Origin of the sequence: Lentzea sp. CA-135723, from assembly GCF_050936595.1 — a bacterium.
Classification (GTDB): Bacteria; Actinomycetota; Actinomycetes; order Mycobacteriales; family Pseudonocardiaceae; genus Lentzea.
This window is the reverse complement of record NZ_JBNJMK010000002.1, coordinates 862,148-883,072: the sequence shown is the minus strand read 5'-3', so window position 1 is coordinate 883,072 and position 20,925 is coordinate 862,148. Positions and strand designations below refer to the sequence as shown.

Sequence of the window (20,925 nt, the reverse complement as noted above, 5' to 3'; positions counted from 1 at the left end):
GTGGGTCACCCTCGTTCTGGTGGTTACTCGGACTTGGCGAGGCTGAGCGCCTCGGGATCGGTGCTCCTGGCCAGCACGACGTCGTCGAACAGGCCGTGCAGGATGTCGCCGACCACGCGCAGCAGCAGGCGTTCGGCGATCGGGTCCATGGCGCCCGCGAGGCTCTCGATCCCGAAGTCGTAGGTGACCTCGAAGACGATCTCGCTGGCGTCGCCGGTACCGGTGACCTGCCAGGTGCCGCGGAAGTCGGCGAAGTCGCCGTCGACCTGGCTGAACTCGACGCGCAGGCCCTCGTGGTCGAAGATCTCGCGCTCGGTCCAGCTCAGCAGGCCCTGGCGGAACTCCACGGACCAGTCGGTGCGCCGGGGTTCGCCGGGGTGCTGCGTGATCGAGCGGATCTCGCTGCACAGCTCGGGAAACCGGCTGAAGTCGCTCAGCTTCTCGAAGGCGTCGGCGGGCGCGCACGCGGGCACCGACGCCCTGAGCTCGATGGTCCTCATTCGGAACTCCTCATCAGTCGCACCAGCGCGCGACCTGGGTGGCGGCTCGTTCGACGGCCTCCAGCAGGAATGCGACGTCGGAACCGGTGAGCACGGCGGGCGGGGTGAAGCGCAGGACGTGGCCCTCGTTGAGCGAGTGGTTGGCCACCACGCCCTCCGCGACCAGGTCGACCATCAGCAGCGTCGGCACGTCCGGTGTCGCGAACTCCAACCCGATCAACAGGCCTTCACCGCGAACGTCGCGCACGTGGTCGCCGAGCACGCGGGTGACGACGGCGCGCAGCTCGGGTAGGAGCTCCGCGCCGAGGTGTCGCGCCCGGTCGACCAGCCCGTCCTCCTCGACCGCCGCGATGGCACCGATGACGGCCGCCATGCCCAGCGGGCTGCCCGAGAACGTCGACGTGTGCAGGAACGGATCGCGGTCGAACTCGCTGTAGGCGGCCTCGGTGGCCACGGCCGCCGACACCGGCAGCAGGCCCCCGCCGAGCGCCTTGCCCGTCAGCAGCACGTCCGGGGTGATCGACTCGGCGTCGGCGCCCCACCAGCTCCCAAGCCGGCCCATGCCTGTCTGGATCTCGTCGAGCACCAGGAAGGCCCCGAACTCCTGGCACAGAGCGGAAACCTCCTTGAGGTAGCCCGGTGGAGGGACCACGACGCCGGCCTCACCCTGAACGGGTTCGAGCACGACGCAGCACTCCCCCGGCGACGCGACCAGCTGGGCGCGGATCGCCTCCGCATCGCCGTACGGCACGTGGGTGACGTCCGGCAGCAGCGGCTGGAACGGACGCTGGAACGCGTCTTTGGCGGTCAGGCTCAACGCGCCCAGCGTCTTGCCGTGATAGCCGCCGTGCGCCGAGATCAGCTTCCGCTTTCCCTTGCTGCGCGCCATCTTCACCGCGGCTTCGACGGCCTCCGTGCCGGAGTTCGCGAAGTGCACCTTGGTGAGTCCGGCCGGGGCGACCGAAACGAGCGCCTCGGCGGCACGGCCCATCGACGGTTCGAAGAACAGTCGCGTCGACACCGGGTGGGTGGCTAGCTGAGCCGACACCTCCTCGACGACGCGGGGATGCCGCGAGCCCATGATCAGCACGCCGTACCCGCCGCAGTTCAACAGCCTTCGCCCGGTGTCGGTGTGCACCCAGGCGCCGGAGGACGCGACTTCCTCCTCACCTCCGAGCAGTTCGGCGAGCGCGGCGCGGCCCTTGCCCAGGTGCGCCCGGTACCGGCGCACCGTCTCGCTCATGACGGCAGTCATCAGCCGGCCGTGAAGTAGTCGACGATCGACGACGCGGCGCTGGTCCGCGACGGCGGGTGGAACGAGATGCCGTGCGAGGCGGCGGCCAGGTAGCCGACGTCCGAAGAGGACACGTAGGCCATGCCACCGAGCAGTTCGACCGCGCGGTTGACGACGTCGCCGATCGTCTGCTGCGCGGCGAACCGCGCGACCTGCGCCGCGGCGAGCGTGACGTGGATCGGGTCACCGGCGATCATCTGCCTGGCGACGGCCTCGGTCGCGAGCGCGGCTGACTCGATGCGCACCGCGAGGTCGGCGCGGTCGGTGACGGAGCCACGTCCGCGCTCCAGGACTCGGTGCACCAGGGAGCTCGCGATGCCGGTGTAGGCAGCGGCGACGGACAGCTGGAAGTACACGAGTCCGGTCATCTGCAACGCGATCGCCTGCTCGATCGGCGGCGCGACCATCTGCTCGAAGGGCACGAACACCTCGTTGAGCCGGACCTCGTCGCTCTCCGCGCCGGCGAGCACGAAGCTCGACCAGAACGGGTGCACCGAGAGACCGTCGGCGTCGGCCGGGATCACCGCGATGCCCAGACCGGTGATGCTGTGCTCCGGCGGGAGCGCGACGCTCGCCGTCATGAGGTTCATCGACCGCGAGAGGCTGCACGGCTTCTTGCTGCCGCTGACGAGGTAACCGCCGTCGACCGGCGTCGCCGTCATGGTCGGCTGCAGGATGTCCTGGTCGGTCCGGCCCTCGGCGAAGGCGGACGACAGCAGCAACTGGTTCTGCGTGATGCTGTCCAGCAGCGCCGGGTTCACCCCGCCCTCCGCGCCGAACGACACCGCGGCCACCATCGTGCTGACCGAGAACTGGTGCATCATCGTCGCGACGGCCGTCGACGGTGCCACCGCGGCCAGTGCGCGCATGACCCGGACGGAGTCGAGCGCGTCGGCTCCGAGGCCGCCGTGTTCCTTCGGCACCAGCAGGTTCGTGCCGCCGAGGCTGCGGAAGATCTCGATGCCGGGGTTCTTCTCGGACTCCAGCTCGGTCAGCGGAATCTCGGCGAGCCGCTCGCGCAGTCCCGGGAGGAGTCCGTCGAGCGTGGTCCGGTCGATCTCCATGAACTGCACTGCTACTCCTTGGTCTGGACGGGCTTGTTCTGGGCGGGAACGCCGGCGACGAGGCGGTACGAGTCGAAGACCGCGTCGAGGGGCCGGACGCCCTCTGCGATCGACACGCCCTGCAGGTGGGAGGTCCGCAGGGCCGGGTAGTTGGCCTCGCCGAAGGCGCCACCGGTGAGACCTGTGCCGCCGTGGGTCGGGAGGTAGGGCGCGAACCCGATGTGCGAGTCGTTGACCTTGAGCAGACCGCCGTTGCGGACGCGCCGCACGAACTGGTCGATCACGACGGGGTCCTTGCTCCACAACGAGTTGCGCAGCCCGTAGCGGTTGCTCTCGACGAACGCGATCACGTCGTCGAGCAGGTCGTCGTCCTCCGTCTCCTGCGGGACGACGACCGGGAGGAGGGGGAAGAAGGTCTCCTCGCGGACCATTTCGACGCGTCGGCAGTCCACGAGGCCATCCACCCGCAGCACCGTGGGCTCGAGGAACATCCCGGTGTCGGAGGGTGTGCCGTCGACTTCCAGCCGCCGTCCACCGCGCACGAGCTCGGCACCGTGCTCCAGCGCGTCTCGTACATAGCCGAAGAACCTCTCCGTGCGCATGACCGGGGACAGCAGCACGCCGTCCTCGTCCGGGTAGCCGGGTTTCACGTTCTGCAGCGCGGCGTCCAGCGCGGCGAGCAATTCGTCGGCGATGCGCGGATGTGCCACGACCTGGTTGGGCACCATGCAGATCTGGCCTGAGCCGTAGAACGCCTCGACGAGCGCCTGCGCGGCGAGCTCGACGTCCGCGTCGTGCCAGACGACCACACAGTCGTTGCCGCTGAGCTCGAGGATCGGCTTCTTACCGGCCTCGATGCACTTGCGCTCGACCTCAAGGCCCCGTTCGACGCTGCCCGTGTAGAAGATGTCGTCGACCAGCGGGCTTCCCAGCCAGGTGTCGATCGTGCGGCCCGGCCGCGCGCAGAACACGTTCAACGTGCCGGGAGGCGCGCCCAGCTCTTCCAACACCGGCGCGACGAACTCGCGCAGCAGGTACATGACGCCGAGCGGCGCGCTGCGGGGTGCCCGCACGACGATCGCGTTGCCGGCCACCAGGGACATGCAGCCGAGCAACGCGCTCGACGCGGGAGCGTTCTGCGGTGGGTTCACGCACACGACGCCGTCCGCCACCCGGCGCACGAGCAACCGGCGCGGCCCGACCGAGAACTCCTGGCACAGCTGGGTTTCGAACCAGCTGAGCATGTCGTCGCTCGCCGCGGTCAGCATGCCGGAAACCTGCCACTGGGCGAGCAGCCGCGGGTTGCCCTCGGCGATCAGCGTGTCGACGATCTCGTCGTGCCTGGCCCGGACCCGTTCCCGGATCATCGCCATGCCTTCGATGCGGGTGCGCAACGGCGTCGCGGCCCAGATCGGCGCGGCGTCGGCGGCGGCTCGCAACGCCGCCTCGTTCACGTCGTCATCAGCGGCAGCGCACCGGCCGACGATCCGGTCGGCGAACTCGGCGGGATCAGCGGTGCCGGCGTCGAGCTTGCGCTTCAGCGTCAGCGCGGAGAACACGTCCTCCAGCACCGAACGCGCGCTCACAGTGTAGAGGTGGCGGTCGGAGTCGACGTCCTTCCCGCCGACGAACGACGCGTAGGTCGGCACCGTCTTCATCGAGCTGCCTCTCGTTTTCGCTTGGCTCACAGAGTGATTCCGCCGTCGACGTGCACGACTTGGCCGGTGATGAACTCGGCACGTGGTGACACGAGGAACGCCACGAGATCGGCCACCATCTCCGGGGTGCCGAACCGCCGCTGCGGCGTCATCGCCAGCGCGGCCTCTCGGACCTTGTCGTCGAGGTCGGCGGTCATGTCCGTCTCGATGAAGCCGGGCGCCACCGCATTGACCCGCACGCCGTGTGCCGCGACCTCCCTGGCCAGCGCGCGGGTCAGGCCGTTCACCCCGGCCTTCGCGGCGGCGTAGTTGACCTGCATGGCGCCCGCACGAGTGCCGACGATCGACGACACGTTGACGATGGCCCCGCCCTTGCGGCGCAACATGCCGAACGTGACCGCCCGGCACAGGTTGAACGTGCCGGTCAGGTTGGTGCCGACCACGGCCTCCCAGTCCTCTTCGGACATTCGGAAGAACGCGCCGTCGCGGACGACGCCCGCCGAGTTGACCAGGACGGCGATCGGCCCGAGCTGCTCCTCGACCTGTGTGGCGAACGCCTTGGCCGATGCGAGGTCGTTCACGTCGCACACCTCGTGCACCGCGTCCGCGCCCTCGGCCCGGATCAGCTCGAGCGTCTCCTTGACGTGGTCGTCGACCGACCGCGAGCAGAACGCGATGTCGTGGCCGTCTGCGGCCAGCTTCACCGCGACGGCCCGGCCGATCCCGCGCGACCCTCCGGTGACGATCGCGCACGGACGCTCCGACATCGGTTCCTCCCCAGCTGGTGTGGTGACGGGCGATCGCCCTTTCACGGCCACAGACCCGGCCTCGTCCGGCGCAGATACCTGGCGGCCAATTTCCGTTCCGGCGTATCAGAACCCGGACTAGACCCCACTGTGGGAATGCGACGTGAAGGAGCCGCACCCATGACCCGACCATCCACATCGGACGAACCGCGTGTGCTGACGGAGCTTCAGCACAGCATGTTGCTGCACAGCCTGAGCGCGCCCGAGGAGGGCAGCTACGTAGTCCAGTGCACGCTCACGCTGTCCGAGGCCGTCGACGTCGAGGCGTTCGGCGTGGCGCTGCGCGCACTTGTCGCGGAGCACCCCGTCCTGCGCACCGTGCTGGACCCCAGCGGTCCCACTCAGTCCGTGCGTGCACACGCCGAGTGCACGATGCGCGTCGTCGACTGGCGCACCGGTGACCCGGACCAGCGGTTGCGCGACCACCTGCTCGCCGACAAACACCTCGCCTTCGACTTCACCGCACCGCCCGTGCGGTTCCTGCTGGCGCGCACGGGCGCGGAAGAGCACCGATTCCTCCTGACGGTGCACCACGCGCTGGTCGACGGCCGGTCGCTTGCCTCACTGGTGCACGAGCTGGTGACCAGGTACGACGGCCTTCGCGCCGGTACGCCGCTCGACCTACCACGACGGGTGCCGTTCAGCGCACACCTGGACTGGCTGGGACAGCAGGACTTCGGCGTGGGCGAGCGTTTCTGGCGTGCGCATCTGGCCGGCTTCGGCGTCGCGCCCCGGCTGGGTGGCGACACCGGCGACACCGGCTACGGCTCGATCGCGGCGACGCTTCCGGAGCAGGCGACCGCGGCCGTCGAGCGGCTGGCGAGAGAGCAACGGATCCCGGTGAGCGTCTTCGCGCACGCCGCGTGGGCTGTACTGCTGGCCCAGTACCAGGGCCGAGACGACGTGGTGTTCGGAGCCACCCGGTCGTGTCGCGCCGGTGTGCCAGGAGCCGGATCGATGCTCGGGCTGCTGATCAACACCCTGCCGCACCGCGCTCACGTGGATCCGGCGCACACCGTGATCGACTTCTGCGGTGAGCTGCGTGACCGGCACCTGCCGCTGAGCAGGTACGAGCACACGCCGCTCGGCCGCATCCGGCAGTGGACCGAGCTACCCTCGGCCACCCCGGTGTTCGAGAGCATTCTCGTGTTCGAGGACTTCGCCGTGGACGCGTTGTTCCGCGGTCAGGGCGGCCGGTGGGAGAACATCCGCACGTCCTACCGCGACCAGGTCGGCGTGCCGCTCACGCTCAACGCCTATCGCGGCCTCGAGCTCGCGTTCACGCTCGGCTACGACCGGTCCCGGTTCGACGACGACGCCGCCTCCGCGCTGCTCGCCCACTTCGTCGACCTGCTGGGCGCGATGACCGCGGATCCCACCCGACTGGTCGGCGAGCTGCCCGGACCTGCGGACCCTTTCGCGGCCGCGCGCGCCGCCGACGAGTTCTGGGTCCGCCGGCTCACCGCTCTGCGCGCATTGCGGCTCCCCCACGAACAGCAGACCTCCGCCCCCTCGGGCGAGTACGTGTCGGTCGAGGTCCCCACACCCCGTGGCGACACCATCGTGCGAGTGCTCGCGTTCCTCGCGAGGATCAGCGGGCAGAGCGACGGCTTCGACGTCGGGTTCGGTACCGGCGTTCTGCGGGTGCCCGCCCTCAAGCGAACGGCACCCGAGGCGTTCGAAGCGGCGGTGCGCACCGAACTCGCGGTGAGTCGCGCTCAACCGCGCTGCCGGGACGAGGTCTGGTCCCGTGAGGAGCTGGCCGGTCCGCTGGCCGACCTGGCGCGCGACGGGCTGCCGGTCAGCCTGAACGCGGAACCCCGGCCGGGTACGACGTTGTCGATCAGCCTCGCCGGCGACGGGAAGTCGGCGCTGTGGCGGTTCTCCGCCAAGCACTTCTCCCCGGACGTCGTCGCGGATCTCACCGATCGCTTCGCGTTGTTCACCGATCCCACGGCCTCCTTGCTCACGTCCGCCGACCGCACGAGGGCGACGGCCGCGTGGGCCAACGCACGTCGTGACTACCCCCGTGCCAAGTGCGTGCACCGGCTGATCGCCGAACAAGCGCGGCGCACCCCGGACGCTCCCGCCGTGATCTTCGAGGAAGCTGTCCTCACCTACCGGGAGCTCGACCGGCGGTCCGCCGACCTCGCCGTGTTCCTCATCCGGCGGGGGGTCGGTCCCGGTTCGCTCGTCGGCGTCTACCTGAACCGCTCGGCCGATCTCGTGGTGACGTTGCTCGGCGTGTTGAAGACCGGCGCGGCGTACGTGCCCCTCGACCCCACCTATCCGCCCGCCCGCATTCGCGCGATGGCCGAGGACGCGGGACTGAAGATGCTGCTGACCGAGACCGCGCTCGTGCGCGAGGTGGAGGACTTCCCCTCGCCAGTGGTGAATCTCGACGAACACCGGCGGGCGATGCACGGTCTCGGCGACAAGTTCCAGGACAGGGCCAACTCGGCAGATCTGGCTTACGTCATCTACACCTCCGGTTCGACAGGCAGGCCCAAGGGCGTTCGCATCGGGCACCGGGCGTTGACGAACTTCCTGTGGACGATGGCGAAGCAGCCCGGCTGCACGGCCGAGGACCACATGTTCGCCGTCACCACGGTGTGCTTCGACATCGCCGGCCTGGAGCTGTACCTGCCGCTCATCAGCGGTGGGCGCGTCGAGGTGGCGGCCGCGGAGACCGCCGCCGACGGGTTCGCACTGGCCGAACAACTCGGCCGCAGCCGGCCGACGGTGATGCAGGCGACCCCGGCGACGTGGCAGATGCTGCGCACGGCCGGATGGCGGGGCGATCCCGGCCTGAAGGTGCTGTGCGGTGGCGAAGCGCTGCCGCAGGACCTGGCCGACTTCCTCGCCGAATCCTGCGCGGAGGTGTGGAACCTCTACGGCCCCACCGAGACGACCATCTGGTCCACAGTGGACCGCGTGGTGGCCGGTGAGCCGGTGACGATCGGAAGGCCCATCGCGAACACCCGGCTGCACGTGCTCGACGAGACGGGCACACCGGTGCCGCCGGGCACGCCAGGAGAGCTGTACATCGGCGGCGACGGTGTCGCCCAGGGCTACCTCAACCGGCCCGAACTCACCGCCGCGCGGTTCGTCCCCGCCCCTGCCGGACTCCCGTCCGGCACGCTCTACCGCACCGGCGACCTGGTGCGGCAACGCCCGGACGGCCGGCTCGTCTACCTGAACCGGCTGGACAACCAGGTGAAGGTGCACGGACACCGGATCGAGCTGGGGGAGATCGAGTCCAGGCTGCGCGGGCACACCGCGGTGTCCGACGCCGTGGCGATCGTGCGCGAGGACTCGCCCGGTGACCGTCGCATCGTCGCCTACCTGGTCGCACGCGAGAAGCGGGTGCCTGACGCCGACCTGCGCGACTGGGTCGGCACGGAGCTGCCCGGCTACATGGTGCCGTCGGCTTTCGTGTGGCTCAGCAGCATTCCGCAGACGGACAACGGCAAGGTCGACCGCAAGGCCCTCCCCGTACCGACAGCGCCTGTCGCGCTGTTCGTGGTGCCGCGCTCGGACGCCGAACGCTCGGTCGCGGGTGTCTGGCAGGAGGTCCTCGGTCGTGGCGACGTAGGACTGGACTCCGGGTTCTTCGACCTGGGCGGTACCTCGCTGCTGCTGATGCAGGTCGTGAAGCGGCTGCGCGACGAGTTCGACGTTCCGGTGACGCGGGTCGACATGTTCACGCATCCCACGGTGCGCGCCATGGCCGGGCACCTCACGTCGAAGGGGTCGGCGAGGTCGCGGAAGGACACCGGCACGCGTGCCGCGGGGCTCGCCGAGCTGCGCGCGCTGCGTTCGGTCAGGACAACGGGAGACGGGGAGCCGCGGAAGTGACTTCATGCAAGGTGTGTTCGTTGGGGGCGCAGCACCCCGGCGTGACGCTCGACGACGACAGCCTGTGCAACCTCTGCAAGCTCACGATGGCGACCGAGCTCGTCGAGAACTTCCGCTACACCAGCGAGAGGTACCGCGAGTTCCAGAACGCCGGGCCGAACCTCGCGGGCGAGTTCGACTGCCTCTTCATGTACAGCGGCGGCAAGGACAGCACGTTCATGCTCGACCGGTTCGTGAACGGCATGAACAAGCGGGTGCTGGCCTACACGTTCGACATCCCGTTCGAGAGCAAGCACTCCGTCGAGAACGTGCGCGGTGCTCAGGGGAAGATCGGCGCGGAGTTCCTGCTCGACTCAGATGACGACGGCATCACTCGGGTGATGGCGGAGATCTTCTCCCGCAAGCCGGAGAAGCCCGGGAAGTACCTGGACGAGAAGCTGCCCTGTTACTCGTGCCGGTCGTTCTTCCTGATCCGCGCGATCCTCGTCGCGTTCGAGCGCAAGATCCCGTACATCGCGTTGTGCGCGGACCCGCAGCAGATCCTGACCATGGAGTCGGACGTGCGGAAGGTCGTGCAGGGTTTCTACCAGCAGTTCGGCCAGAAGCTCACCGACGAGGTGTTCAAGGGCAGGGTCGAGGAGATCCTGTTCGCGTCCACTGAGGAACTGCCCCGGATCGTCTTCCCGTACGTCGGCTCGCGCTACGACTACGACCCGGACCAGATGGTCGCCGAACTGAAGGACAAGGGGCTCTACAACGCCTCACCGCTGGAAACGCACTGCCGGCTGTTCGGGCTGCTGAACCTGTACTCGTACACGCACTGGGGCAGCATGTACTACAAGATCAACGCGGCCAGCCACCTGCGCGCGTCGCACCGCAACCCCGACCTGCAGCGCACCTCGTTCAGCCTGAAGTTCCCCAAGGCGCTCAACGTGATCGACCTGGAGGACCGGCTGCGCACCACGCTGTTCGCGATCTCCGCGGACGAGGGCGACCCCGCCGAGCACGAGCGGGAGCTCGTCGGCCTCTTCACGATGCTGGGCGCCACCGGGGACGCCGCCGCCCACGTCGCCCGGACCTGTCTCGACCTGCGGGCCACCGCGGCCGAGTTCGGCCTTCCGCTGCCCCGCAGCTGACCTGACCACCCTGGAGCATCATGGCACTCGACATCGCGATCGTCGGCATGGCTTGCCGGTTCCCCGGCGCGGCGGACGTGGACGCGTTCTGGCGCAACCTGTGCGCGGGCCACGACTCGGTCCGCCACTTCACCGACGACGAACTCCTCGCCGCGGGCACTCCCCCGCACGTGCTGGCCAACCCGGCGTTCGTCCGGGCGGGCCAGCCGCTGGCCGACGCGGACATGTTCGACGCCGAGCACTTCGGCATCACCGCGGACGACGCGGAGATCCTCGACCCGCAGCACCGCCAGTTCCTCGAGGTCTCCCACGAGGCCCTCGAACGCGCGGGCTACGACCCCAACTCGTTCGAAGGCTCGATCGGCGTGTTCGCCGGCGCCGGCATGAACACCCACCTGCTGCACAGCCTGCACGAGCGCTACCTCGCGGCGTCGGGGCCGGAGCGGTACCGGCTGATGATCGCCAACGACAAGGACTTCCTGGCCACCCGGCTGTCCTACAAGCTCGGCCTGCGCGGCCCGAGCATGAGCGTGAACACCGCCTGCTCCACCTCGCTCGTGGCGGTCCACCAGGCGGTGATGAGCCTCGTCGGCGGCGAGTGCGAGATCGCCCTGGCCGGTGGCGTGCACGTCCGCACCCCGCAGACCGAGGGCTACCTGCACCAGGAAGGCATGATCCTCTCCCCGGACGGGCGCTGCCGCCCGTTCGACGCTTCGGCGCGGGGCACGGTGCTGGGCAACGGGGTCGGGGTCGTGGTGCTGAAGCGGCTGGCCGACGCGCTGCGGCACGGCGACCACGTACACGCGGTGATCAAGGGCAGCGCGGTGAACAACGACGGCGCCGCGAAGTCCGGGTACACCGCTCCCAGCGTCGAGGGTCAGGCCGCCGTCATCGCCGACGCGCAGGCCGTGGCCGGTGTCCTGCCCGACTCGATCAGCTACGTCGAGGCGCACGGCACGGGCACGCCCCTCGGTGACCCGATCGAACTGACCGCGCTCACCGAGGCGTTCGGTCCCGGTCTGCCCACCGGCGGCTGCGCCATCGGGTCGGTGAAGAGCAACATCGGGCACCTCGACGCCGCCTCCGGTGTCGCCGGGCTGATCAAGACCGCGCTCATGCTCGAACACGCGAAGCTGGTGCCGAGCCTGCACTTCACCTCGCTCAACCCGGAGGTGGACGCGGCCACGCTGCCGTTCCGCGTGCAGACCGAGACCGCGGACTGGGACGGCCTGCGGCGGGCGGGCGTCAGCTCGTTCGGCATCGGCGGCACCAACGCCCACGTCGTGCTGGAGCAGCCGCCCACAGCCGTGCAGGAGGACCGGCGCGACCAGGAACAGCTGCTCGTGCTGTCCGCACGCACGCCGGCCGCGCTGGAGACCGCGACGGAGCAGCTGTCGCGGTACCTGCGTGCTCACCCCGACCTGGCATTGGCCGACGTGGCGCACACGCTCTCGGTCGGCCGTCGCCCCCACCGCCACCGGCGGGCCGTCCTGTGCAGTGGTGACGTTCGAGGCGCCGCGCTCACGCTCGCGATCGGCGACGAAAACAACGTCGTCACCGCGGCCGCAGAAGCCGCGCCCCGGTTCGGCTTCTCCTTCGGCACCAGGAGCGCGGCCGGCCTGTACGACGAACTCGCCGCCTTCGCGGAGGCCGCCGACTCGGTGGCCAGTCGAGCCGGTATCGGGAACGTTCGGGATCTCCTCGACGACGGCGGACCGGTCGCCGCCTTCCTCGCGCAGTTCGCGCTCACGGAGTTGCTCGACTCCTGGGGCATCACCCCCGCCGCCCTGCGCGGTGGTCTCGGCGAACTCGTCGTCGCCTGCCTGTCCGGAACATCGGACCTGCGGGAAGCACTGGACCGGGTCGAGGGCCACGCCGCCACCGAGTTCGCCTCCGGCGGCCCGGTTGCGCTGTGGGTCTACCTCGGCGACTGCGTCACTGGGCGTGGGGCGTTGCTGAGCGCACTGGCGCGCTTGTGGACCACCGGGGCGGGAGTCGACTGGCAGCGGCTCTACGTGGACGAACGTGCGCGCCGGGTTCCTCTTCCGACTTATCCCTTCGAGCGCAGGCGGTACGCCGTCGGCGCGCAGGCGGCACCGGTCGAGCAGTCGCGGGTGCTGCTGACCGACGAGGCGTCGATCATCGGCTACGTGCAGCAGGAGGTCATGCGGATCTTCGGTTCGCAGGACGGGCCGCCCGACCCGGACCAGGACGTCTTCGAGATCGGCCTGGACTCGCTGGTGCTCATCGACATCTCCGCGAAGCTCGGCGCCGAGCTGGGCAGGCAGGTGCCCGCATCGGCGTTCGCCGAGCATCCGACCATCCGCGGCTTCGTCACCGCCTTGATGGCCGGTGCGCAGGAGCCTGTGGCGGCGAGGTAAAGCAGGGGGTGGGAGGCCGTCACCTCCCACCCCCTCGGCTCAGACGCGGTGCACGAAGACCGGGTTCGAGTAGAACCACAGGTCGTCCCACGGGCTTTCCTTGCCGTCCGCCAACGGCTCGTCCTCATTGGTGCCGGTACCACGCACCCGCGCGTACAGGTTCGTCTGCACGTCCTTCAGCGTGTGCCGCACGTAGTACTCGTCGCCGTCCCGACGCCACCGGTCCGGCCCGAACCGCGCCACCACCTTGGTCGTCGGGTTCGTGTCCGCGTCGCGGTTGGAGTTCGGCCCGGTGATCTCGCCGACGATCAGGTCGACGCGGCGGATCTCGGGCCGGACGCCGTTGGCGTTCTTGCCGCGCAACGGACGGAACCGGATCTCGATCTCGACGTCGTTGCGATCGCGCCGCCGCACGGTGAGGTTCTCGCCCGCCGCTGCCTTCCTGCCGCGGTTGCTCGCGGTGACGTCCAGGCTGGTGACGAGGTCGCCGGTCGTCGCGAAGATCCGGCCGTTGCGCAGGCCGTCCATGATGTCCGCGTAGTCCTGGCGCGCGTGCACGTACGTCTTGGAGTACTCACCAGGCCAGAAGTCAGCACCGCCGCGGGTCCAGTGCACGTGCGAGTCGGACGTCGCCGTGATCCACCAACGCCGTCCCTCGCCCAGCAGCGAGTCCCAAAGGCCGCCTACGCGTGCGGTCATCTGGTCGAAGCCGCCGTACGTCGGGTGGTTGCCGTAACCGCCGCGCGCGCCGCCGTTCAGCGGGCCGGCCTGGTGGCCGGGTGCTCCCTCGAAGCCGATGTACACGTCCGGTGCGGCGTCGTTGCCGTTGCGGAACTCGCGGGGCGTGTCCTGGCCGTACACGCCGAGGCCGGGCGCCGAACGCGAGGCGTGGTGGGCGATCACCAGCGGCTTCTGCCTCATGTCCTTGGCGGCCTTGAGGAACTCCACCATCTTGGCTTCGGTGTCACGACTCGGGTCGGCGGGGAACGCGTCGTGCTTCGCGAAGCGGCTCTCCAGCTCGAAGAGCATCTTCGCCTCGTCGTCGTGCCGCGGGATCATCAGCGTGTGGTGGTCCAGCGCGGGCGCGTCGAACTCCATGCCCCAGAACTGGAGCACCTCGGGCACCAGCCCCCGGGACAGCAGCAGGTCCGGGTAGGCCTGCTCCAGGTTGACCTTCGAGTGCGTCGGGCCGCCGTGGTCCGTGCACATCGCCCATGTCAAGCCGAAGTTCTTGGCCATGATCGCGTTGGTGACGATCGGGTAGGCCGCGTCGGCTCCCTTGTGGAACCTCGGCGGCGTGACGGAGGTGTCGAACTCTCCGCTGTACTCGGAATGCACGTGGTGGTCACCGGCCCTCCACGACCGGTTCCGCGATCCACCGCTTCGCTCCTGCGCGTCATCGGCGTGCGCGGGCGTGATCCCGGAGCCCGCGGCGACGAACGTCGCGCCCACTCCGGCGAACTTGACGAGCTGCCGCCGTGAGACCTGCGGCTGCTCCGACTCCGTGCTGTCTGCCATCGAACGACCTCTCCTCGACAGGGATGCCGGTGCGGCCGGGCGAGTATCGATCGGAGCTCTGAACCGGGGATGAACGTCGCTTGGCGTGATCGCGAACTCCACGCCGGGCAGGAACATCCGGCGGGGATCACGACTGTGAACAAAACCGCTTGAGCCGCGCTTAAGTTCGCTGGCAACGGCTTTTGTTGACATAGCAGGGGGATCGCGTCGTGCCGCCATCGGACATCAGTACGGTCGTCGACCGTTGCCGGCAATCGGACCAGCACGCGTGGGCCGAACTCGTCGAGGAGTTCCGGCCGCTGGTGTGGGTCACGGTGCGCTCGTTCGGTCTGGACGCCGAGGACGCGGAGGACACCTGCCAGGCGACCTGGACGCGGCTGTTCCAGCGCATCGACGTGATCCGCGAGCCCGCGAAGATCCGCGCGTGGATCGTGACCGTGGCCAAGCGGGAGGCGTTGCGGCACGTCGGGCGACCGAAGCGCGATCACCCCGTCGGCGACGGCCTGGAACTGTTCGAACTGCCGGACACCAGCGCGACCGCCGAGGAACAGATCGACGCCGCGGCCGAAGTGTCACGCCTGCACGAAGCCATGTCGGTACTCAGCGAGCAGCAACGCGAACTGGTGAGCCTGCTGTTCGGCGAGGACGAGCTGAGCTACGCGGAGATCAGCAGACGCCTGCGGATCCCGCACGGTTCCATCGGCCCGACCCGCAGGCGCGTTCTCACCCTGTTGCGCGAGGAGCTGGGTGTTCCGCGCCGTCTCACCGTCTCCCACAGCTCGGACGGTGTATCCGCGGACGGCTCCGGCAGTTCTGTGAAGTTGAGCGCGACGGCCTGATCTGGAGGGCACGAAATCATGATGGTCTCAACGGAATCCGCGCGGAACTGGCTCGTCAGCGCCGTCGCGCGGCGCAAGGGCTTCGACGCGAGCCAGGTCGCGCCCGACTGGCACTTCAACGAACTGGGGCTGGACTCCACGGACATGCTGGTGCTGTCCGAGGAGCTCGCGGCGTGGGCGGGTGTGGAGATCGACTCCGCGACGCTCTGGTACTGCCCCACGATCGCGCGCCTCGCCGAGCACGTGGCCAGTGAGGCGGCGACGCCCGCATGAGCGACAACAGGATTGCGATCGTCGGTCTGGGCGGCCTCTTCGCCGGATCTCAGGACATCGGCGCGTTCTGGCAGAACGTCCTGGCCGGCAGGGACTGCCTGAGCGCGGTGCCGGAAACGCATTGGCGTGCGGCGGACTTCCTCAACCGCGACCCGTCCACACCGGACAAGACCTACAGCGTGCGCGGCGGTTTCGTGCCCGAGGTGCGGTTCGACCCCACCGAGTTCGGCCTGCCGCCGAACGTCATGGAGGTCACCGACATCGTCCAGCTCCTGTCCCTCACCGTGGCCAGGAACACCCTCGCCGACGCCGGCGCACCAGGTTCCACCTGGTACACGCCCGAACGAACCGGTGCCGTGTTCGGCATGACCGGAACCGGAACACTCCAGCACTCGTTGTCGGCACGCCTGCATACCCCGGTGTTGCGGCAGGTCCTCCAGCACAGCGGTCTGTCCACTCAGGACACCGAGGACGTGGTCGACCGGTTCACCCGCGCTTTCGCCCCGTGGGAGGAGAACTCCTTTCCCGGCCTGCTGAGCAACGTGGTCGCGGGACGGGTGGCCAACCGGTTCGACCTCGGCGCGCTGAACTGCACGGTCGACGCCGCGTGCGGCAGCTCGCTCGCCGCCGTGAACGTCGCCGTCTCCGAACTCCAGTCCGGCCGCGCGGACCTGATGCTCACCGGCGGCTGCGACATCGAGAACACCATCTTCATGTACATGTGCTTCGCCAAGACGACGGTCCTGTCGCGCGGCGACCACATCCGGCCGTTCGACGCGGCCTCCGACGGCACCCTCATCGGCGAGGGCATCGGCATGCTCGCGCTCAAGCGGCTCGCTGACGCGGAACTCGATGGCGACCGCGTCTACGCTGTCCTGCGCGGCATCGGATCCTCCAGCGACGGCCGGTCGAAGAGCATCTACTCCCCCAACGCGGAAGGGCAGACGCGCGCGTTGCGTCGCGCACACGCCGCGGCGGAGGTCGAGCCGGAGTCGATCGGGCTGATCGAGTGCCACGGCACCGGAACGCCCACGGGCGACCGCACCGAACTCGAGGCCCTCAGCGCGGTTCTCGGAGGTGCCCCTCAGGCGAGCGTGGCGGTCGGCAGCGTCAAGTCCCAGATCGGGCACACCAAGGGCGCGGCGGGAGCGGCCGGTCTGATCAAGACCGCGCTGGCGCTGCACCAGAAGGTGCTGCCGCCCACCATCAACGTCGACACCCCGGCCGCGGTGTTCGCGGAGTCGCCGTTGTACGTCAACAGCACGACCCGTCCGTGGATCGTGGAACCCCAACGACCGCGCCGCCGGGCCGGTGTGTCCGCGTTCGGCTTCGGCGGCACGAACTTCCACTGCGTGGTCGAGGAGTCCGGGTCACGACAGACCGAGGTACTGCACCCCACGACCGAAGTCCGGTTGTGGCACGCACCTGACGCCCAGACCCTCGTCCTGTCGCTCGCCGGCGAACCGACCGCGACGCCGATTCCGGCCGACCACGCGCGGATCGCGCTGCTGGCCAGGTCGGACGAGGACTTCGAACGACTGCGGGCCGAAACTGTGCAGCGGCTGAGCACCGACCCGGACTCGTTCGAGATCGACGGTTCCGCGTACTACCGCAGGCGAGCCGCCACCGGCCGGATCGCCGCCGTGTTCGCGGGCCAGGGCAGCCAGTACGTCGGCATGGGAACTGCGGCCGCGCTGTACGTACCTGCGGTGCGGGAGGCCTTCGACGCTGCGGCGCTGGCGTTCCCCGGCACCCCGCCGCTCGGCCAGGTGGTCTTCCCTGTCCCGGCCTCCGACGACGAGGGGCGGACGGCACAGGAGAACCTGTTGCGCCGCACCGACTTCGCGCAGCCCGCGATCACCGCGTTGGCCGCCGGCCAGTTCTCCTACCTGCGCGGACTCGGCTTCATGCCGGACGGCGCGGTCGGTCACAGCCTCGGTGAGCTCGGCGCGCTGTGGACGGCGGGCAGTCTCAGCACGGACGAGCTCTTCCGTCTCACCGCTGCAAGAGGCGCCGCGATGGCCGGCAGCGGGCCGGAGCCGAGCGCGATGGCGGCCGTGTACGCCTCGGAGCGGGACGTGGAAGGGCTCATCGCGAACGAGCCAGACCTCTGGATCTGCAACGTGAACGGCCCGCAGCAGGTCGTGGTCGGCGGCGGCGAGACGAGCGTCGCGCGTTTCGTGAAGGCGTTGCAGGTGACCGGGCCGCGTGCCTCCCGGCTGCAGGTCGCCGCGGCGTTCCACACGGCCTACGTCGATCACGCGCTGGCACCGTTCCGCGAAGCGGTGGACCAGATCGTCGTGAAGGCACCCGCGATCCCCGTGTACGCCAACACCCTCGGGGCCGAGTACGGCACGGACACGACCACGAACGCCGCCGTGCTCGCCCGGCAACTGCGGGAGCCCGTCCACTTCGCGCCCCGCGTCGAGCAGATGTACGCGGACGGCTTCCGGGTGTTCGTGGAGCTGGGCCCCAGGCAGGTCCTGGGTGGCCTCATCCGCCGGATCCTGGCCAAGCGACCCGACGTCGTGGTGCTGTCCGCCGACGACGGCCCGCACGGCGACAGCGAGCTCAGCCTGAAGCGCACGGCGGCGCGGCTGGCCGTGCTCGGGGCCAGGTTGTCCGGCTTCGAAAGCCACACATCGCACGCACCTCAACCCAAGCACATCGAGAGGATGGCGATCCTGGTGACCGGCGCCAACCACGTCGCGCCTGAGCGGCGTGCCTACCTGGACGAACTCGCTTCACCTCCCGCACAGGCGCCGACGGCCCTCACACCCGCCGGCTCGGCCACGAACTCCCTTCTGGCGGAACACCTCGCGGGCCACAGCGAGTACCTGCGCGGGCAGTTGCGCGTCGCCGAGCAGCTCGCCGGACTGCTGCGAGACCAGGCACAGCGCGGCACCGTGGACCCGGCGTTGTCCGACGGCATCAAGTCGCTCGTGCAGCACAGCCAGGAACTGGGACGGACGCACGTGCACGCGGCCGACACCCTGCTACGGCTCGCGCACCTCGCCGGGCCGCACGACGGTGCGCTGCCCGCCGTGGCACCGGCGCCGGCTCTGGCGATCGCCGCGCCGGCACCCCTGCCCCCTCCGGCACCGACCCCCGTCACCATCGAGCCGCGCCCCGCCGAGGTGCTTCCCGCAGTTCCTGCCGCCCCACCGTCTCCCCCGGCTGCCGAACCCCCGGCGAACTCCACGATCGGCGTCGTGCTGGAGATCGTGTCGGCACAGACCGGCTACCCGGTGGCCGTGCTCGACACCGGCATGGACCTCGAATCCGATCTCGGGGTCGACTCGATCAAGCGGGTCGAGATCATGAGCGCGGTGCGGGAACGCTTTCCCGCGACTCCCGAACTCGAACCTGAACGTCTCGCCGAGCTCCGCACGCTCACCGACATCAACGACCTCCTGGCCGGCGCGGTGCAGGAGGTGGTCGGCCCAAAAGCAGGTGAGGACGCACCCGGCGTCACGCCGGTGCGTCCACGCTCGCTGCCCGCACCGGATGTCAGGCACGACGCCTACGTCACCAAGCGGGCGCTGGTCAGGGGAGAGTGCGGCCTGGCCAAGCGGCTGGCCGACGCGCTGCGCGACCAGGGCTGGCAGGTGTCCTCCAGCGCCGCCGAGCGGCTCGACCTGGTGGTCCACTTCGCCGACGAGCCCATGACGGTCGCAGCGGCGGCGACCGCGCTGGCCAACGCACTCGCGACGGCCAAACAGGCGGCGAAGTCGCTCGCCGGGTCACCGGGGCGGGCGGCGTTCCTGACCGTGAGCCGAATCGACGGTCGGTTCGGCGCCGCGTCGTCCGACCCGGCACCTGCCGTGCTGGCCGGCCTCCCAGGGCTGACCAAGACCTTCGGCCACGAGCACCCGGACCTGTTCTCCCGCGCGATCGACCTCCACCCGGACCTCGACGAGGACGCGTGCGTCAGCCTGTTGCTCGACGAGATCCACGACGCCGACGTCACGCTTCGCCAAGCCGGTCACGACGGCGGCAGGTGGACGCTGGCTCCGGAACGCGCCGCAGTGGTCGACACGACGGCCGCAGCACCGGATGCGAGCGACGTTCTCCTGGTGCTGGGCGGTGGTCAGGGTGTCACCGCCGCGTGCGTGCGCGAGTTGCACGCACGCTACCGGTGCCAGGTCGTACTGGCAGGACGCACCGAACTGACCGACGAACACGCGTGGAGCGATCGTGTTCCAGACCAGGATTTGACGGCGGCGGTCACCGAGCGGCTGTCGGCGAACGGGAGACCGACTCCACGATCAGTCACCCACCTCGTGAAGCAGATCCAGGCACAACGCGAGATCCGGGCGACGCTGGCCGCGATCGACGGCGCGGAGTACGTGACGTTGGACGTCACCGACCCGCGCGCGGTCCGTGCCGCACTCGCCCCGTACGCCGACCGCATCACCGGCATCGTGCACGGCGCGGCGGTACTCGCCGACCGGTTGATCGCGGACGTCGACCTGGATCTCGCCCGCCAGGTGCTGAAGGTGAAGGTCGACGGACTCGGGCACGTGCTCGACGCGCTCGACACCGCGAGGCTGCGCCACGTCGTGCTGTTCTCCTCGGTCGCAGGGCTCTTCGGCAATCCGGGTCAGGCGGCTTATGCGATGGCCAACCAGGCTCTCGACGGAATGGCTCGCGCGTTGCGCGTCGCCCTGCCGAACACGTCCGTGACCTCGGTGGCATGGGGCGCCTGGGCAGGCGGCATGGTCACCCCCGAACTCGCCCGCCGGTTCACCGAACGGGGCGTCGACCTGATCGAGGTCGCCGCCGGTGCCCGGATCTTCGCCGAGCTGGTCACCGCGAAAGACGCCGTCGTACAGGCCGGCCCAGGCCTGACCGCGGGCCGCCGGCTGCGGGTGGCGGCGCTCGGCAGCGACCCGGTGCTGGCCGACCACTCGATCGGCAGCATCCCGGTACTGCCGTTGACCGGTGCGATCGGCGCGATGCTCGGCGCCGTGGAGCATCGGCAGCCACGGGGGCTGAGCGGGGTGACCGTGCACCGCGGTCTCGTGCTCGACGAGCACCGCCCGTCCGAGCTGCTCGTCAGCTCGGACGGCGACGCCCTGCGCGTGCACGACGACGCGGGCACGCCGAGGTACAGCGCGATCGTCCACTTCGAACATCCGGAAGCCGGGAAGCTCGACCTGCCGGCCGAGTGGACTCCGCTCTCACCGTACGCGGACGGCACCTTGTTCCACGGCCCGGCTTTCCAGGGGATCAACGCCGTTGCCAACGGCCGCGTCTTCCGATGTTCGCTGCCCGCGAGCACGCTGGCGGGCGGCCTGTGCGGCGCGGACGACTACGACCCGGTGCGGGCGGACCTGCTCCCCCAAGCCGCGGCACTGGCCGTGGCGCGGGAACTGGGCCGGTCCGCTCTGCCCACGCGGGTCGAGAAGGTCGACGTGCATGCGCCGTTGCCCAAGGAGCTCGTGGTCGTCGTGGAGGACCTCGTCGACCGTGCACCCAAGGCCATCTGCACGGTCACGGCCTGCGCGCCGGACGGGCGGGTGCTGATGCGCTTCACCGGTCTCGAACTCGTCACCACCCCGACCCTCGCCGCGAAGTTCGGCCGCTGAGGAAGGC

General features: G+C 69.8%; 12 protein-coding genes. 6 read left to right on the top strand and 6 right to left on the bottom strand.

What is annotated here, in order from left to right; genetic code table 11:
* Positions 1-23: 23 nt before the first annotated feature.
* From ACQEU1_RS39905 to fabG, 5 genes are read right to left on the bottom strand one after another with little or no spacing between them, the layout of a single operon-like run.
* The gene (locus tag ACQEU1_RS39905; protein WP_433214276.1) at positions 24-500 is read right to left on the bottom strand and encodes a type II toxin-antitoxin system RatA family toxin; all 477 of its coding nucleotides are present in this window, start codon (positions 498-500) and stop codon (positions 24-26) included.
* A 13-nt stretch (positions 501-513) separates the two neighbouring features.
* Positions 514-1,743 carry an aspartate aminotransferase family protein gene (locus tag ACQEU1_RS39900; protein ID WP_433214273.1) on the bottom strand — a complete coding sequence of 410 codons (1,230 nt, stop codon included), beginning with the start codon at positions 1,741-1,743 and terminating at the stop codon, positions 514-516.
* A gap of 11 nt (positions 1,744-1,754) precedes the next feature.
* Positions 1,755-2,858 carry an acyl-CoA dehydrogenase family protein gene (locus ACQEU1_RS39895; protein ID WP_433217015.1) on the bottom strand — a complete coding sequence of 368 codons (1,104 nt, stop codon included), beginning with the start codon at positions 2,856-2,858 and terminating at the stop codon, positions 1,755-1,757.
* Between the two features lie 11 nt (positions 2,859-2,869).
* Positions 2,870-4,516, bottom strand: a complete 1,647-nt coding sequence (locus ACQEU1_RS39890) for an aldehyde dehydrogenase family protein (RefSeq protein WP_433214270.1) — start codon at positions 4,514-4,516, stop codon at positions 2,870-2,872.
* Between the two features lie 26 nt (positions 4,517-4,542).
* Positions 4,543-5,283, bottom strand: coding sequence for a 3-oxoacyl-ACP reductase FabG (fabG, locus tag ACQEU1_RS39885; RefSeq protein WP_433214267.1), 741 nt, complete (start codon positions 5,281-5,283; stop codon positions 4,543-4,545).
* A 159-nt stretch (positions 5,284-5,442) separates the two neighbouring features.
* Here fabG and ACQEU1_RS39880 point away from each other — a divergent pair, with 159 nt between their 5' ends.
* The 3 genes from ACQEU1_RS39880 to ACQEU1_RS39870 are packed head-to-tail and all read left to right on the top strand — an operon-like array spanning position 5,443 to position 12,697.
* Positions 5,443-9,180 carry a non-ribosomal peptide synthetase gene (locus ACQEU1_RS39880; RefSeq protein WP_433214264.1) on the top strand — a complete coding sequence of 1,246 codons (3,738 nt, stop codon included), beginning with the start codon at positions 5,443-5,445 and terminating at the stop codon, positions 9,178-9,180.
* A complete protein-coding gene (locus ACQEU1_RS39875) occupies positions 9,177-10,316 on the top strand; it encodes an OzmP (protein WP_433214261.1) in 1,140 nt (379 codons plus the stop codon). Before ACQEU1_RS39880 ends, ACQEU1_RS39875 begins: the two co-directional genes overlap by 4 nt.
* A 20-nt stretch (positions 10,317-10,336) precedes the next feature.
* The gene (locus tag ACQEU1_RS39870) at positions 10,337-12,697 is read left to right on the top strand and encodes a type I polyketide synthase (RefSeq protein WP_433214258.1); all 2,361 of its coding nucleotides are present in this window, start codon (positions 10,337-10,339) and stop codon (positions 12,695-12,697) included.
* Positions 12,698-12,736: 39 nt separating this feature from the next.
* On the opposite strand, the gene ACQEU1_RS39865 is transcribed toward ACQEU1_RS39870, so the two are convergent.
* Positions 12,737-14,215, bottom strand: a complete 1,479-nt coding sequence (locus ACQEU1_RS39865; protein ID WP_433214255.1) for a hypothetical protein — start codon at positions 14,213-14,215, stop codon at positions 12,737-12,739.
* A gap of 209 nt (positions 14,216-14,424) precedes the next feature.
* On the opposite strand from ACQEU1_RS39865, the gene ACQEU1_RS39860 reads away from it, so the two are divergent.
* Genes ACQEU1_RS39860 through ACQEU1_RS39850 form a run of 3 tightly spaced genes read left to right on the top strand, consistent with a single transcriptional unit; the run spans position 14,425 to position 20,918 of the window.
* Positions 14,425-15,054 carry an RNA polymerase sigma factor gene (locus ACQEU1_RS39860; RefSeq protein WP_433214252.1) on the top strand — a complete coding sequence of 210 codons (630 nt, stop codon included), beginning with the start codon at positions 14,425-14,427 and terminating at the stop codon, positions 15,052-15,054.
* Between the two features lie 18 nt (positions 15,055-15,072).
* The gene (locus tag ACQEU1_RS39855) at positions 15,073-15,327 is read left to right on the top strand and encodes an acyl carrier protein (protein ID WP_433214249.1); all 255 of its coding nucleotides are present in this window, start codon (positions 15,073-15,075) and stop codon (positions 15,325-15,327) included.
* The gene (locus ACQEU1_RS39850) at positions 15,324-20,918 is read left to right on the top strand and encodes an SDR family NAD(P)-dependent oxidoreductase (RefSeq protein ID WP_433214246.1); all 5,595 of its coding nucleotides are present in this window, start codon (positions 15,324-15,326) and stop codon (positions 20,916-20,918) included. The genes ACQEU1_RS39855 and ACQEU1_RS39850 overlap by 4 nt, the downstream gene beginning before the upstream one ends.
* The last annotated feature ends 7 nt before the right edge of the window (positions 20,919-20,925 follow it).

What these genes read in the sequence shown, in the direction of transcription:
- ACQEU1_RS39905 (WP_433214276.1), bottom strand. Translation starts at nt 500, where the DNA reads ATGAGGACCATCGAGCTCAGGGCGTCGGTGCCCGCGTGCGCGCCCGCC.
- ACQEU1_RS39900 (WP_433214273.1), bottom strand. Translation starts at nt 1,743, where the DNA reads ATGAGCGAGACGGTGCGCCGGTACCGGGCGCACCTGGGCAAGGGCCGC.
- ACQEU1_RS39895 (WP_433217015.1), bottom strand. Translation starts at nt 2,858, where the DNA reads ATGGAGATCGACCGGACCACGCTCGACGGACTCCTCCCGGGACTGCGC.
- ACQEU1_RS39890 (WP_433214270.1), bottom strand. Translation starts at nt 4,516, where the DNA reads ATGAAGACGGTGCCGACCTACGCGTCGTTCGTCGGCGGGAAGGACGTC.
- fabG (WP_433214267.1), bottom strand. Translation starts at nt 5,283, where the DNA reads ATGTCGGAGCGTCCGTGCGCGATCGTCACCGGAGGGTCGCGCGGGATC.
- ACQEU1_RS39880 (WP_433214264.1), top strand. Translation starts at nt 5,443, where the DNA reads ATGACCCGACCATCCACATCGGACGAACCGCGTGTGCTGACGGAGCTT.
- ACQEU1_RS39870 (WP_433214258.1), top strand. Translation starts at nt 10,337, where the DNA reads ATGGCACTCGACATCGCGATCGTCGGCATGGCTTGCCGGTTCCCCGGC.
- ACQEU1_RS39865 (WP_433214255.1), bottom strand. Translation starts at nt 14,215, where the DNA reads ATGGCAGACAGCACGGAGTCGGAGCAGCCGCAGGTCTCACGGCGGCAG.
- ACQEU1_RS39855 (WP_433214249.1), top strand. Translation starts at nt 15,073, where the DNA reads ATGATGGTCTCAACGGAATCCGCGCGGAACTGGCTCGTCAGCGCCGTC.
- ACQEU1_RS39850 (WP_433214246.1), top strand. Translation starts at nt 15,324, where the DNA reads ATGAGCGACAACAGGATTGCGATCGTCGGTCTGGGCGGCCTCTTCGCC.